Genomic DNA, 15,031 nt, shown 5'->3' on the forward strand with positions numbered 1-15,031 from the left:
GTCAGAACAGACGCATCATTCCACCAGGGACAGGGGACAGACAGCGTGATTCGACTCAAGGATGTGGCGGCACGGGCAGGCGTTTCCGTCACCACCGTCTCACATGTGGTGAATGCCACTCGGCCCGTCGCCAGGGACACCGAAGCGCGGGTGCGCGAGGCCATCGCGGCACTCGGCTATCGGCCGGACAGCGTGGCACGTGCGCTGAAATCCAATCGCAGCCGCACGCTGGGGATGATCGTCACCAGCGCGCACAACCCGTTCTTCGCCGAGGTGATCCGTGGAGTCGAGGACCGCTGCTATCAGGCAGGCTACAGCCTGATCCTGTGCAACAGCGATGATATCGATGCCAAGCAGCTCAGCTATCTCGAGACACTGCGCGATCGCCGCATCGATGGGCTGGTGGTGATGACCGCCGAGAACGGCGCGGGCTTTCTGCAGGCTCTCAGCGCCCTGCCGCTGCCGACGGTGATGATGGACGCCGACCCTCAGCCGGGTTGGGATATGACGGTGGTCAATGATGACTCGCGCCTGGGGGGCAGGCTTGCCATCGAGCATCTGATATCCCGTGGACTCGAGCGCATCGCGCTGCTGACCGGCCCACGCGATCACGCCCGCTCGCGGGAGCGCCTGTGCGGAGCACTCGAGGCGCTCAAGGCCGCCGGCCTGGGCGTACCGGAAGACTGGCAGGTCGCCACCGACCTGATGCTGGAAGATGGCCATCGCGCCGCTCACCTGCTGCTGGCGGACCCCGGGGATCGACCGGACGCCATCTTCGCCTTCAATGACCTGCTGGCGCTGGGCTGTCTGCGCGCCGCGCAGGATCTCGGTCTCGAGGTCCCACGCGAGCTGTCGATCATCGGCTACGACGACATCGAGATCAGTGCCTACCTCAACCCGGCACTCACCACCATCCGTCAGCCGATCTATGACCTCGGCACCACGGCGGTGGAACAGCTCATCGCCCGCCTGGAGGGTTCCCCCTTCCCGGGCCAGACCCAGCTGGCCCCCACGCTGGTCGTGCGCGAGAGCGTCTCGAGGGTAGACCGGGTTTCATCAGGCTCGCGCTGATAACAGCTCGGCATCAAAGATATCCATTATCAACATTTCTCTTATAGGTGATGGCGACATACCGTAGGCCACCTTGATCGACGTCAGATCAGCGCGTCAGATCCGCACATCAGCACAATGCGCAAGAGGAGCCTTTCGGTGAGCCATCAAGACGAGACGACCACGGAGACCCCCGAGTCCTCCCCCATCAGTCGCAGCCTGCTGTTGCTGATGGCGATTGCCGTGGCCGCCACGGCAGCCAACCTGTATTACAACCAGCCGCTGCTGGCCGACATGGCAGCCTCACTCGGCGTCAGTCAGGGCACCATCGGCATGATTCCCTCGGCCACGCAGTTCGGTTATGCCGTGGCGATCCTGCTGATCTCGCCGCTGGGCGACACCATGGACAGACGCCTGTTGATCCGCAATCTGTCCATCACCCTGGCCGTGGCCTCGCTGGGCGTCTTTCTTGCCCCGAGTCTCTGGCCATTGCTGGTGGCGAGTTTCGTGGTCGGTCTGGGCGCCAACATCACCCAGCAGCTGATCCCGCTTGCCGCGTCACTCTCCACACCGCAGAGGCGCGGCAAGGTGATCGGCACGCTGATGACGGGGCTGACCATCGGCATCCTGCTCTCGCGCACCCTGAGCGGCAGCATCGCCGAGTACTGGGGCTGGCGCAGCGTCTTTCTGGTCGCCGCCATCCTCGCCATCGTCATCGGTGTGTCACTGTATCGTCAGCTGCCGAGTCGTGCCCCTGCGGTGCAGATGGCCTATCCCAGGCTCATCGCCTCGATGTTCACGCTACTGAAACGCCATGCGCTGCTGCGCGAATCCGCGTTCACCGGCGCACTGTGGTTCGCGGCCTTCAACGCCATGTGGGCGACACTGGCACTTCATGTCACCGACACGCCCTTTAATTACAGCGTTCAGCAAGCCGGACTGTTCGGCATCATCGGACTGGCGGGGATCATCGGAGCCAAGGCGGCGGGACGTCTGGTCAATCGCGTCGGCGCAGGCCCCTTGATCAGCCTCGCACTCATGATGGTGGTGGCCGCCTTCGCGGTACTCGGCCTCTGGGGAGACAGCCTGACGGGGCTGATCATCGGCATCATCCTGCTGGATCTCGGGGTCTTCGCCGCCCAGATTCCCAATCAGGTACGCGTCTTCTCCATCGACCCCGAGGCGCAGAGCCGCATGAATGCCGTCTACATGCTGTGCTATTACACCGGTGCCGGCCTGGGCTCGGCCGTCGGGGTCAAGATGATGAGCCTCTTCGGCTGGCAGGGCATGGCAGTGTTCGGGCTGACGCTCGGGGCGCTGGCGCTCGGGCATCACCTGCTCAGACAGCGCCGGCCAGCGGCGCCCTCCCACAAGGCCTGAACGTCCCTCTCAAGGGGACCGTGGGCCCCGACGACAGCGAATGCCGCCATCACTCACGGACTGCGGCAAATGACGCCATGATTCAGGTAGTCGATTCAGGTACACTCTGCGCGCCATTTCGGTGCGTGGCCTGACTGCGACGACCTGCAGTCCGCCGACCAGCGAGATGGTACGCGATTCACGGCCTGTACTCAGGGCAAGAACCCGTCAAACTCTCGAGATCCACATGAAGCTCATCGTCAAACTTGTCCTCGGCATCATCGCCGGTCTTCTGATCGGTCTGATGGCCCCGGATATCGTGGTCCGCGCGGCGCTGACCGCCAAGGTCATCATCGGCCAGCTGATCAACTTCACCATCCCGCTGATCATCCTGTTCTACGTGATGAGTGGCATCGCCTCTCTGCCGAAGAATTCAGGCGCCATGCTCGGACGCACCGTCGGCATGGCCTATGGCTCCACCATTCTCGCTGGCATCTTCGCCTTCCTGGTCGCCAGCAATCTGCTGCCGGGCATGCTGTCCGGCATGGCGCCCGTGGCCGAAGGCCGCGACGCACTGGCCCCCTTCCTCGATCTCGAGATTCCGGCCGCGTTGCCGGTGATGACGGCGCTGGTACTGGCCTTCGTCTTCGGTGTCGTCATCAGTCGTCGGGAGCTTCCGACCCTGAAAAGCGCAGTATTTGAATCACGTGAAGTGGTCGACGTGTTCCTCAACAGCGTCATCATCCCGCTGCTGCCGCTGTTCATCGCCGGTACCTTTGCCGAGATGGCCTATGAGGGCAAGGCGCTGTCGACTCTGGATACCTTCTGGAAGGTGCTGGTGCTGGCCATCGTGATGCACTGGATCTGGTTGAGCACGGCCTATCTGATCACCGGGCTCGTCCAGCGTCGCTCGCCGCTGGGACTCCTGCGCAACATGCTGCCCGCCTATCTGACGGCGCTGGGCACCATGTCCTCCGCCGCGACCATTCCGGTCAGCCTGCGTCAGACCAAGGCCAACGGGGTCAGCGATGAAGTGGCGGATTTCAGCGTGCCGCTGTGTGCCACCATCCATCTGTCAGGCTCTACCATCACCATCGTGACCTGCGCTACCGCCGTGATGATGATGAGCCATGACCTGGCCATCGCCAGTCTCGGCGAAGTCGTCCCCTTCCTGATCATGCTGGGCCTGACCATGATCGCCGCGCCCGGTGCACCGGGCGGCGCCGTGATGGCCGCACTGGGCGTACTCGGCAGCATGCTCGGCTTCGGCGAGGCGGAACTTGGCCTGATGATCGCGCTGTATCTGGCACAGGACAGCTTCGGCACCGCCACCAATGTCACCGGCGACGGCGTGATCGCGCTGTGGGTCGACCACTTCGCCCGCCGCGATGGCGTCGTCGCGGACAGCGATGCCCGAGCGCTTGATGAGCAGGCCGCGCGCTCACGCTCCTGAAGCAGGCCACCCGAGCGTCACGGACTGATCTCCAGGGCGCTCGGGACAACCGCTGCACACGAAAATGCCCCGCCACTCGAGAAGTGGCGGGGCATTTTCGTGTGCAAGGCTTCCACATGCTCAAGGTGAGGCATGACGCCGCGCCGCGCCTGACACCATGCCCGCGAACGGCTACCATGAGCGCCCACGCGTGAGCGCTGTCATGGCGGTGAGTTACCGCCTCTCTGTTACCGTTGCCGGAGTGCCAGATGTCCCTGCTTGACTCTTTCCCCCTCACCCCGCGTGCCCAACGCCTGCCCCTGCGACGCACACTGGCGGCCTGGTGCCTCGCCGGTGGCAGCTTGATACTGGCGCAAAAGGCCAGTGCCCTAGAGATCGGCATGCCTGCCGACGCCGGTGTCAGCGCCAGCCCTGCCGTCGTGCTGGAAGCCGAAGGTACCCTCGAGGACTCATTGCGCGAGCCGCTGACCCTGACGCAATTCGCCAGTGCGGATGAGGTGATGAAGGGGCTGCGTGATGGCACGCTGGACGCCGCCTACCTGACGCCCTGGAATCTCAAGGCACTGGCCGAGAGCGGCGTGCCGCTGCGGGTACTGGATGGCGCGGACCTGGATGATGTCAGCCTGGTCGCACGCGATGAGCTGATCCGCTATACCAAGCTGTTCGAGCCGCAGGAAATGCTGATCCGCTTCCTGAATGACACCACGCGTGCAGTGCGGGTGGTGATCAGCGACAGTGATGCGCGCTCGCATCTGGCGCTCAAGCAGTGGATCGAGGTCAAGGTCGGTTCCAGCATGCAGCTGGTGAGCCCACGCTCGCTGGAAGCGCTGGAAGGTGATGAGTACGCCGGCGATGCGCCCAAGGCGCTGATCAACAGTCGCAAGATGCATGCCGCCTTCCTGGGTGGCGATGACGCCTCCCGTCTGGTGGCCCTGCACCCGCTCTCCAAGGACTGGCTGCCGCGCGCCAACATGCTGGATCTTCCGCGCATGCTGCTGGTCAGCCGCGCCGACATCGCCGATGACGCTCTCGATGCCGAGCTTCAACAGCTGGGCCAGGCCCACGCCGCGGCACAACGCACCCTGCATCAGGAAGACCCGACGAAGGCGGCCTTCATGCTCAAGCAGGAGTGGCCGGCCCAGGCCGGTGAAGCGCCAAGCCTGCCCCAGGTGGTACATGCGCTGAATGGCAATGCGCTTGCCGTCAGTGACATGCGTCAGGCGCTCAATGACTGGCTGGGCGAGCAGCAGGCCAACGTCACCTGGCCCGAACTCCAGAGTGAGTGACAGTCGTGAGCCGTCTTGATCCCAGGCCGTCTTGATCCCAGGCCGTCTTGATCCCAGGCCGTCTTGTCCCTCAGGCCGCCTCGGGCCGTCAAACGCCAGGCACGTCAGCCAGACACGAAAAAACCCGCCAATTGGCGGGTTTTTTCATTCATCAGCTACGATCAGGCGTCCAGCGCTTCCGCGATCTGGGACTGAGCCTTGGGACCGATACCCTTGACCTCAGCGATCACGCCGTCAGCGTGGGCCTTGCGGACCTTGGCGACGTCATCGTAGCCGGCTTCGGTCAGCGCGCGGATAGCCGCAGCGTTCAGACCCAGGTCTTCCAGGGTAGCCGCGTCTGCGGTGTCCTCGGACTCCGCCTGCTCTTCAGCGGCTGCCATCGGCATCATGCGGGACTGGGCGATGGCCTGTTCACGGGCCAGACGCGCCTTGTACTGCACCAGCTTCTGGTTGAACTCGTGTTCGACCTGCTTGCGGTGCTTGTCAGAGGCTGCTGCCTTCTCGCTCAGACGCTCGTTGCGAGCACGCAGGTCCTCGACTTCCTTCTTTGCCTTGTCACGGGCATTGCGGAGCTTGTCGGCTTCCTTGCTGGCTTCACGCAGCTGACGCTCCAGCTCCTTGATGCGGGCGTTCTGGTCCTGCTTGGTGTCCTGCTCCTGAAACAGGGATGCAAGCTGATCGTCAAGAGTAGCGTCGGTCATACTGCTATGTTGCCTCGAATAATTGATAAAGAGCTAAAGTCTGGGCGCACATTCTACCGCAGTTCTTCAGTTTGTGCTGCATTTGAGCGCAACCGAGCGGGATGAATGTGATGTCGGTGTCCTGCCTGGCGCAATTTTACCCCATCCTCACCATAGCGCCAGCACTGGTTGTCTCTGGCGCCGGGTGAGCCTATCGGCCAGTCGTCGTGGCGGTCTTCACGCATGCCACGTCGACTGGCCAGGCAATTCCTGCCCCCTTCTCACGTTCACATTCATGTTCACATTCACGCAAGAGGGGGCGATCAAGGGCGCCTCAGTGCTTGCGCCATTCTTCCAGCTTGTCCGCCAACTGCTGGCGACGCGCATCAGGCGCCGCGAGAGAGGCACTCTGGTGACCTTCCCCGAAGCGATTCTCCAGGTAGTCCATCAGGTTGATCAGCTCGCCGTCGGTCAGATTGTCATCAAAGGCCGGCATGAAGACGCTGTGACCATTGTTCTCGCGCTGCACGCCATTGAGAATCGCCTGCGCCAGGTTGTCCGGATAGACACTGCCGGTCACGCTGTTGTGGAACAGCGAAGGGTAATAGCCATCCTGAGTGCCGGCACCATCCGCCCCGTGACACATGGCACAGTGGCCCAGATACAGGCGCACACCGGGGGTGGCATCCGTCAGCTGACCGATCAGCGCTTCGTCATCCGGGCGTTTGTCGAGCGGCTGACCGCGCAGCAACAGGACATCGTCAGCCGGTGCCCCTTGATTGAACCGCGTGGCGACCTGAGGCTCGCTGGCCTGCTCGGCTTCCGCCTGGCGATCGCCATCATTGATCGCCTCGCCCTGCTCACCCTTGCCATTCACGGCCGGGATGGACTTCAGATAGACGGCAATGGCACGCAGATCATCTTCGCTCATGTGACGCATGGAGTGCGTGACGACATCCGCCATCGGGCCGCCGGCCTGCGCCTTGCCCTTGAGGTTGCCAGTGGCGAGGTATGTCTGGATATCCTGCTCACTCCAGCTGCCCAGACCATCCTGCATGTCCGGCGTCAGGTTGAAGGCGCGCCAGCCTTCGATCATCGCACCACCGAGATAGCCGTCCTCATCGCCTGTCAGCGCCTTCTCCTGGAAGGCGATGCCACGCTCGGTGTGACAGCTGCCACAGTGTCCCGGCCCCTGGACGAGATAGGCGCCACGGTTCCAGTCGGCGCTCTTCTCGGGGTCATCCTGCCAGGGCTCCAGCGGCGAGAAGATCTCTTCCCACAGCGCCATCGGCCAACGCATGTTGAGCGGGAACGGAATCTCGCTCTCACGGTTCGGCGTGGCGCTCGGCGTCACGTCATGCATGTTCCAGGCATAGAGTGACTTGATGTCGTCATCGGTCAGACGTGCATAGGATGGGAACGGCATCGCCGGATAGAGATTGTGGCCATCGGCCGCCTCGCCTTCGCGCAGTACACGGGTGTACTCCTCGAGGGTGTAGTTGCCGATGCCGTGTTCGGTGTCCGGGGTGATGTTGGTGGCGAAGATCTTGCCGACCGGCGTCTCGAAACCGAGGCCGCCGGCGTACTCTTCACCATCTTGCGTACTATGACAGGCAGCGCAATCACTGGCGCGTGCCATGTACAGGCCCTTCTCGATCAACGCCGGATCATTGGTGGCGGCCTTGTCGGCCTCCACCTGCCTGGCGTGCTCATCTTCACCACTGCCACAGGCGCTGAGCAACAGCGCACTGGAACCGGCAATGGCAGCAAGACGAATTGCACGGGCCAGACGCGCGGGACGGGCCGTGAGGCGGGCACCTCGGGCATTCTCATCAATGGCATCACGAATGCCAGCAGTACGGGCGTGCGGGACCATGCTTATATTTCCTGTTCGAGCAGATCGGCAATACGAAGAGACAAGGCGGCAATCGTCAGAGTGCAGTTGACCGAGCCGACTGTCGGCATGCTGCCGGAGCTGGCGACGAACAGATTGTCGTGGCCATGCACTCGGCAATCGCGGTCCACCACGGATTGCGTCGGGTCATCTCCCATCAGGGTCGTACCGCAGATATGCTGGTTGTTGGAGAACTCATCACGGAACGCGATGTCCGTGCCTCCCATCAGCTTGGCGATGCGTGCATATTGCTCCCGCGTATGCACGGCGCTGCGCTTGACGTAATCATCGATAGCATAACGGAATTCCGGGCGCGGCAGACCAAGTGCGTCACGTTTTTTTGACGGCGTGATGCGATTGGCTGGCTCGGGCAGCAGCTCATGGAAGCTGTCGAACTGCACATAACGGCTGGCACGATTGTCGATCTGCGCCTGCAGGTCCGCGCCCAGCCTCAGGGGTGTCTCCGCCAGCACCTCGGTGGTCATCTGCTGAGTCCGGGCGATGTTGGAAAGGTGCAGCTTCTTGGAGGCAAATTCACGGCGGAAATCCCCGTCACGCCAGGTGATGATGGACGTCATCTCCTGGGGGCCACGGCCGGCCCACAGTGCCTCATCGGCCAGAAAGCTCACACCGGTACCCGGGTGATCCATCAGATGCCGGCCGACCATGTCGTTCTGGTTGCCCACACCATCGGGGGTATGCGCATTCACCGACATCTGCATCAGCTTGGGCGTCTCGATGCCATTGGCCGCCAGCACCACTTTGGGTGCGCTCAGTCGATGCTGCTTGCCTTGCGGGTCGAGATAGCGCACCTCGCGAATCTTGCCGCTGGCATCGCTTTCCAGATGATGGACGATGGCATTGTCGATCAGTCGGGCACCGGCGCGCTCCGCCTTCTCGACGTGAATGATGCCGGAGTACATCGCCCCGATCGGGCAGATCGGCATGCAGTTGTTGTTGCCGCAGCAGGTCGGGCGGTCATCGTAGGGGCGGCTGTTGCGCGCCACCGGCTCGGTGACCATGTCAAAACCGTGGGGATTGATGCGCTCGCTGACCCGCCGTTCGTTCCACGACAGCGGCAGAGGCGCCATCGGATACTCGGCGCTGCGCGGGCTGCCGAGATCGACATCATTCGGCCCCCAGACACCCAGCGCCACCTCGGCCCGGAAGTAGTAGTCTTCCAGGTCCTCATAGGCGATCGGCCAGTCGAGACCTACTCCATATTCGCTCTTGAGACGGAAATCGCTGGGCAGGAAGCGCCAGGCCGAGGCCGCCCAATGCCAGGTGGTACCGCCGACGGCACGGATATACTGCGCGTCATAGGGCTGCTCACCCTTCTGGACGAGATAGTCGGCATTGTCGCCATGCAGCATGGGATGCGGTGCCGCCTTGCTGGCGGGATACGGCCCCATGAAGTCCATCTTGTCGGCCTGATTGCGAAAGCGCTCCACGATCTGCCAGCGCTCCAGGCGCGGGCCGGCTTCCAGCATGATGACCGCCTTGCCGGCTTCGGCCAGACGATGCGCGATCAGGGCACCGGCAACGCCGGAGCCCACCACGATCACGTCAGCGTCATACGTACGAGCTTCCTCAGCCATGCGGGGTTCTCCTCAAGGTGCTTTGCGTCACCACAGCGGGACTGCGATGTCGTCAGGGCATTCGTTGCCGCCCGCTCTCATGGCGATGCTGGCAGATGAACGAGTGGGTTCAGGCAGGACGCTCGGCCCAGAAACCGGGACGATTCGGGCAATAGGTCCGCACGACCTGGACATCGCGGGGGCCTGCATACATGCCGGCATGTTCAAAGGCGATCACCTCGGCCTGCGGGTCGGTGGCAGATTGCCCCACCGTCCCCAGCATCCAGGCCTGCAGCACGCGGCGCACCAGCGCCATCTCAGCTTCGCTCACGTCATCCTCGCGCAGATATTCACGCTGCTCCCCCAGGGCCAGGAGACGATCTCTCAGGTCCACCAGCGTGCCAAGGCCCGGCACGCCATCGACGGGCGTGCGCGCCAGTGCCTCGAAGAACCGCTGCCCGAGGCGCTCATTGAGGACTCTGTCACTCAAGAGCCATGCCGAGAGGGACATGAAGGCGGCAAAGGCGCCATCCTCATCCGTCTCCCGGGCACTGCTGGTGACCGTTTGCGCCAGCGCCGACAATGGCAGGCTGGTCAGTGTCGCGGCACCGACCCCGAGCAGACCACGCTTGAGCAGGCGACGCCGGGAAGCATCGACGCGTGCGATGTCATGAGTCGAATCAGGCAAGGCATCGGTCTCAGGCGAAGTCGTCATGGGGCTCTCCGGGCAATCATGGGAACAGATACGCACACTCGAGCACGCTGGCAGGCCAGCAGCAGGTCAAGCGGGAAACATTAACATTGGGTGAATGGTAACAATTGGCACCCCCTCATAGACGAAAGACTAATGAATCGTGCGTTCGCACTTGCGCAACCCTGTCATCGCGCTCGATGCAACCCGAGCGAACGCGGCAGGCCCCACCCCTCGCCCCGGGAGCGTGGCTTACGTCTTTCGCGGCGGCTGACGTTTTCAGTCATCTCGCGGCACAGTAGGATGTGGGCTTGATCCCTTCGTCATTCCAAGGATGGCCATCATGCTTCGCACCCTGCGTACCCCTCTCGCGTTGATTCTCACCACCACTCTGCTGGCAGGTTGCGAGAGCGCGTCCCGTATCGCCGACAGCATTTCCCTTCCGGACTTCGGCAGCACCACTGCCTCCGAGGACGGCGATCAGCGCGTCAAGCGGACAGTGGCCTTCCCGGAGGCGGAGTACGCCAAGCTCGACAAGACGGGAACCTCGGTCATCAAGGGCCGCATGTCCTATGACTGGCAGGGTCAGACGATCCATGCCAACCGAGCCGGCATCTCCATTGCCCCCGTCACCACCTACTCCGCGGAAGCCGCGGAACTGGCACTGGCCGGCAAGACGGCAGAGCGCGCCGACCCGCGTGCCCAGGCCTATACCCATATCGTGCGCACCGACAGCAATGGCTACTTCAATGCCACCGGCCTGCCCGCCGGCACCTTCTATGTCGCCGGCGTCATCAAACTGCCCGATGGCACCCGCAGCCCGCTCATCCTGAGCCAGGTCCAGGTCGGGCGTGGTCAGACACGCAACATCGAACTGAGCCGCTGAGCGTGCTGAGCCCAGACTCCCGCGAGCCCCGGGCCTGTCACCCTGAGGGATGATCGACGAATGACCACGACACCATGACGGCACTCTCGTTACGTTCCTACACGCCACGCGCCGATGTGCATGATCACGAATATCCGCAGCTGGTGCTGCCGATCCGGGGTCATCTCGACATCCAGGTCGGCGGCTACACCGGTACCGTGGTCACAGGCGAATGCGTGATCATCCGCTCGGGCGAGACCCATCAGTTCCAGGCCCATGACGCGGCACGCTTCATCGTCGCGGACCTGGATTACCTGCCCGACAATCTCGCCGCCACTCGGCGCGTGGTGTTCTCCATCAGCACCCTGCTGATGAACTACCTGCTGTTTCTCGAAGCCCAGCTGCAGGGCAAGGTCGATGCCCGGATCGACCGGCTGGCCATCGAGCTGTTTCTGGGCCTGCTGGAGCGGCAGACCTGCGACAAGCGTGTCGATCGGCGTCTGCTCAGAGTGCTGGATGTCATGAACGAGCAGCTGGATCAGCCGCATGACGTGGCATCACTGGCGGCCCTGGCGCATCTGAGCCCTACCCAGTTCCACAAGATCTTTCGTGACAACCTGGGCGTCAGCGTCAAGCAATACCTGACAGCGCGGCGCATGGAGCGCGCCCGTGCGCAGTTGATCCATTCCGACCTCAGTGTCCAGCAGGTCGCCGAGGCAGTGGGCTATCAGAACCTGTCGGCCTTCACGCGGCGCTTCTCTCACCATTTCGGCATGACGCCGCGCGAGATGACTCGCCAGTACTCCAGCCTGACCATCTCCAGCTGAGCGTCTTCCCCTGACCTTCTTCAGCACCTCTCCCGCCCTTGTCACGGCGTTTCAGACGCCTGCTGGCTCACTTGGCTGTCTCCAGCAGAACGAAGCGTAGTTTCAGCACAATATCGATTCGCAATGAAGCGTAATCTCGTGGTCACCGAATCACCTTTCATTGCGAGCCATCAACCATGCAACACCGCATCGCGAACGCTTCGCTCTCCCCGCTGCTCCAAGGTCAGACCGGCAACCTGTGCGTACTGCTGGCTGCCTGCCTGTGGGGAACCACCGGCACGGCCGCCCACTTCAATCAGGGTGTGAGCCCGCTGGCCACTGGCGCCTTCGCCATGGGGGTGGGCGGCGTACTCCAGGCCATCCTGTCACGCCGCCACCTTCGCGCCGAGGCACACAAGCTGCTCGCACAGAAACACCTGGTGGCCTGGGGCGCTTTGTTCATCCTCTGCTATCCCCTGGCCTTCTACTCGGCCATGGAATACACCGGGGTCGCGATGGGGACCGTCATCACCATCGCCACGGCCCCCTTGGCGGCCGCCGCACTGGAATATCTGCTGGACCGCAAGAAGGTCACTGCCAGCTGGTATGCCGCGCTGACGCTGGGAATGATCGGCGTCGCGCTGATGGCCATCGGCGAGACCGCGTTGCCTGAGGCCACGCCACTGCTGGAATCGCGTGGTGAGGGGGCGATGCTCATGGATGAGCGCAAGCTCATCGGCATCGCCCTGGGGATCGTGGCCGGCGCAAGCTACGCCACCTATTCGCTGCTCGCCAGACGCATGATGTTGCAAGGCACCCACGGGCGTGCGGCGATGGGCTGCCTGTTCGGCACCGCCGGTGTGGTGCTGCTGCTCGGCCTTGGAGCCGCCAGCCTCATCCACGACCCGCGACTGTTCGCCACGCCGGTGAATGCCAGTGTCGCCATCTACATGGCGCTGATTCCCATGCTGCTGGCCAGTCTGGTCTTCGGGCGTGGGCTGGCCAGCGTGCCCATCAGTCGCGTCACCATGCTGACCATGTTCGAGCCGCTGGTGGCAGGCGTTCTGGCGGTCGTGGTGGTCGGCGAGCAGTTCACCATGATGGGGGCGGTTGGCATGCTGTTGATCATGACCTGCCTGATGCTGCAGCTTCGCTCCCGCGCCCCCAGGACACCGACGGCCAGTCCGCAGCCAGCGCCCACCGCATGGGCAAGGTCCTCCCACGCATCACGACGCCCTGACCTTGAGGCAGAGCGGGCGTCTGATCTGGAGACTGACCTGGCGACGGGGCTCTGGACTGGCAGCGATAGCGGGCAGGAGTCCGTCTGCGAAAGCGTCGCAATGCTCGACTACCCCGCAGAGAGCCAGCACGGCTGGTCCCATGCGGCAGTGGAGTCCGGCGACAGGACACCACGTTGAACGGAACTCACTGAACGGATCTCACTGAACTGGCCTCACTGAGCCGGTTGCGCTGAGCTGACGACGGGGCGCAGACCGCAGTGACTCGCCGCGTTGTCGTGATCATGACAGAAAGTGGTTTCAGCACACTCTGCGTGCTCGCGGCATGCATGGCGAGCCGACGAGAAAGAGCGCACCTCTCACGCCAAAGGAATGCCTGGATGACAACGATCTCTCCTCTGACCACCCAACCCTCGAAGTCGGGAGTGCTGGGCAGCCTGGCGGTGCTGTTTGCGGCGCTGCTGTGGGGCACCACCGGCACGGCGGCCCACTTCAATCAGGATGTCAGTCCGCTGGCGACCGGTGCCTTCGCCATGGGGATCGGTGGGGTGTTGCAGGCGTGGGTGGCACGCCCGAACATCACTGATTGCCTGGGGCTTGTGTTGGCGCAGAAGCGCTGGGTATTGCTCGGCGCCGTATGTGTCGTCATCTACCCGCTGGCCTTCTACTCCTCGATGCACCTGGCCGGCGTTGCCATCGGCACGGTGATCACCATCGCCACGGCGCCCCTGGCGGCCGCGATACTGGAGCGCCTGTTCGGTCACCATCGACTCACGCCGAGCTGGTATCTCAGCCTCGCGCTGGGCATCGCCGGGGTGGTGATGATGGCATTGGGCGAAACGGGCCATCAGGGCATGACGACACCCCTCGCCGCGGGGCAGAGTGCTGACGGTCACCTTGCCTTCACTGATGAACTGGCGCGCCTGGCAGGTATCGCGCTGGGCATCATCGCCGGGGTGACCTACGCCGCCTACTCGCTGATCGCACGGCGCATGATGGAAGGTGGTATCCACGCTCGCGCGGCCATGGGCAGCCTGTTCGGCGTCGCCGGCATCGCGTTGATCGCAGGCCTGGGCCTCAGCATGCTGGTGGCAGACCCGCGCCTGTTCGCCACTGCCGGCAACGCAGGCGTAGCACTCTACATGGCACTGGTACCGATGTTCCTCGGCTATCTCGCCTTCGGCTATGGCCTCAAGACCATCGCCGCCAGCAAGGCCACCCTGCTCACGCTGTTCGAGCCGCTGGTCGCTGCCCTGCTCGCCGTCACCATCGTCGGCGAGCATATCGCCCCGCTCGGCTGGCTCGGCATGGTACTGATTACCGTCTGCCTGGTGATTCAGGTGAGGCCGAAAACGACCTGAGGAATGCCTGGAGCCTGAACAACAGAAAGCCCCAGCCTGAGGATCAGGCTGGGGCTTTCTGTGTTACTGGGCATGCACCCACGGGATTACGCCGTCTCGATCACTCGCCGTGAAGCGTGCGACGTCAATGCGAGGCAAGCTCGGCGGCATCAACTTGCGGCGTTATGCGGCGTACGCCCTTGGCATCCTGCGCGTAGGCACGATGGCGCACATCCCAAAGCTCCACAGCATGCTGGATGTTGAGCCAGAACTCCGGCGTATTGCCTAGCGCAGCCGCCAGCTTGATGGCCATCGGGGCCGTCAAGGTCCCCTTGTCATGTACGATACGGCTCAGGGTATTTCTGTGCACTCCCATCGCCTCGGCCAGTGTGCGGATGTCGATCTCCATCGGCTCCAGAAACTCTGCCGTCAACATCTCGCCTACCGTCAGTGGGCGCCGCTGGGTGTTTCTCATCGCTGCTACCTCCCCTAGCCCTTGTAAGCATGCGGGTCTAGATATGTTTGATGGGCAATCCCTGCCTCCCATCGAAAGATGAGTCGATACTGCTTGTTGACGCGAATCGAGCAATAACCTGCGAGATTGCCCTGCAGATACTCGAAACGATTGCCTGGCGGAATCCTCAAATCAGACTCCTGGCTTGCGGCATCGAGAATCTGCAACTTGCGATAGAGCGAACTTGAGAGCGCCGCAGGTATCTTGCGGTGACCAATATCTTGCTCGTAGAAGCTCTCGAGCCACACATCCCTGAATTCCACCGCCATGGCAGCACC

Annotated in this window: 14 protein-coding genes; 8 read left to right on the plus strand and 6 right to left on the minus strand. The window is 63.1% G+C overall.

Annotated features, from left to right (window positions below; translation table 11 throughout):
- The first annotated feature begins 45 nt into the window (after window positions 1–45).
- The 4 genes from OW493_RS06220 (at window position 46) to OW493_RS06235 (ending at window position 5,148) form a co-directional block, all read left to right on the plus strand.
- A complete protein-coding gene (locus OW493_RS06220; RefSeq protein ID WP_289863610.1) occupies window positions 46–1,071 on the plus strand; it encodes a LacI family DNA-binding transcriptional regulator in 1,026 nt (341 codons plus the stop codon).
- 138 nt (window positions 1,072–1,209) lie between these two features.
- Window positions 1,210–2,430: an MFS transporter gene (locus tag OW493_RS06225; RefSeq protein ID WP_289863611.1), complete on the plus strand. Its 1,221-nt coding sequence runs from the start codon at window positions 1,210–1,212 to the stop codon at window positions 2,428–2,430.
- Window positions 2,431–2,656: 226 nt separating this feature from the next.
- Window positions 2,657–3,862: a dicarboxylate/amino acid:cation symporter gene (locus OW493_RS06230; RefSeq protein ID WP_084208616.1), complete on the plus strand. Its 1,206-nt coding sequence runs from the start codon at window positions 2,657–2,659 to the stop codon at window positions 3,860–3,862.
- 248 nt (window positions 3,863–4,110) lie between these two features.
- On the plus strand, window positions 4,111–5,148 hold the full coding sequence (locus tag OW493_RS06235; protein ID WP_289863612.1) for a hypothetical protein: 1,038 nt from the start codon (window positions 4,111–4,113) through the stop codon (window positions 5,146–5,148).
- Window positions 5,149–5,309: 161 nt separating this feature from the next.
- Here the strand turns inward: OW493_RS06235 and OW493_RS06240 are convergent, their stop codons facing one another.
- The 4 genes from OW493_RS06240 to OW493_RS06255 all read right to left on the minus strand — a co-directional run bounded on the left by OW493_RS06240 (window position 5,310) and on the right by OW493_RS06255 (window position 10,014).
- Window positions 5,310–5,849, minus strand: coding sequence for a hypothetical protein (locus tag OW493_RS06240; protein WP_176503370.1), 540 nt, complete (start codon window positions 5,847–5,849; stop codon window positions 5,310–5,312).
- A gap of 313 nt (window positions 5,850–6,162) precedes the next feature.
- Entirely contained in the window at window positions 6,163–7,704 is a 1,542-nt protein-coding gene (locus OW493_RS06245; protein ID WP_218015077.1) for a cytochrome c, read from the minus strand.
- Between the two features lie 2 nt (window positions 7,705–7,706).
- On the minus strand, window positions 7,707–9,320 hold the full coding sequence (locus OW493_RS06250; protein WP_077376139.1) for a GMC family oxidoreductase: 1,614 nt from the start codon (window positions 9,318–9,320) through the stop codon (window positions 7,707–7,709).
- Between the two features lie 109 nt (window positions 9,321–9,429).
- Complete coding sequence (locus OW493_RS06255) at window positions 9,430–10,014, minus strand: sugar dehydrogenase complex small subunit (protein ID WP_077376136.1); 585 nt, start codon at window positions 10,012–10,014, stop codon at window positions 9,430–9,432.
- Window positions 10,015–10,333: 319 nt separating this feature from the next.
- Between OW493_RS06255 and OW493_RS06260 the strand changes: the two genes are divergently transcribed.
- The 4 genes from OW493_RS06260 (at window position 10,334) to OW493_RS06275 (ending at window position 14,260) form a co-directional block, all read left to right on the plus strand.
- Complete coding sequence (locus tag OW493_RS06260) at window positions 10,334–10,876, plus strand: carboxypeptidase regulatory-like domain-containing protein (RefSeq protein ID WP_271302535.1); 543 nt, start codon at window positions 10,334–10,336, stop codon at window positions 10,874–10,876.
- Between the two features lie 74 nt (window positions 10,877–10,950).
- A complete protein-coding gene (locus tag OW493_RS06265; protein WP_271302534.1) occupies window positions 10,951–11,682 on the plus strand; it encodes an AraC family transcriptional regulator in 732 nt (243 codons plus the stop codon).
- A 176-nt stretch (window positions 11,683–11,858) separates the two neighbouring features.
- Window positions 11,859–13,079, plus strand: coding sequence for a DMT family transporter (locus OW493_RS06270; protein WP_289863613.1), 1,221 nt, complete (start codon window positions 11,859–11,861; stop codon window positions 13,077–13,079).
- Between the two features lie 200 nt (window positions 13,080–13,279).
- Window positions 13,280–14,260, plus strand: a complete 981-nt coding sequence (locus OW493_RS06275; RefSeq protein ID WP_289863614.1) for an EamA family transporter — start codon at window positions 13,280–13,282, stop codon at window positions 14,258–14,260.
- Between the two features lie 124 nt (window positions 14,261–14,384).
- On the opposite strand, the gene OW493_RS06280 is transcribed toward OW493_RS06275, so the two are convergent.
- A complete protein-coding gene (locus OW493_RS06280; protein WP_077376121.1) occupies window positions 14,385–14,714 on the minus strand; it encodes a HigA family addiction module antitoxin in 330 nt (109 codons plus the stop codon).
- A gap of 14 nt (window positions 14,715–14,728) precedes the next feature.
- Window positions 14,729–15,022 carry a type II toxin-antitoxin system RelE/ParE family toxin gene (locus tag OW493_RS06285; RefSeq protein ID WP_289863615.1) on the minus strand — a complete coding sequence of 98 codons (294 nt, stop codon included), beginning with the start codon at window positions 15,020–15,022 and terminating at the stop codon, window positions 14,729–14,731.
- Window positions 15,023–15,031: the final 9 nt, after the last annotated feature.

This window comes from Cobetia sp. 14N.309.X.WAT.E.A4, assembly GCF_030397495.1.
Lineage (GTDB): Bacteria > Pseudomonadota > Gammaproteobacteria > Pseudomonadales > Halomonadaceae > Cobetia > Cobetia marina.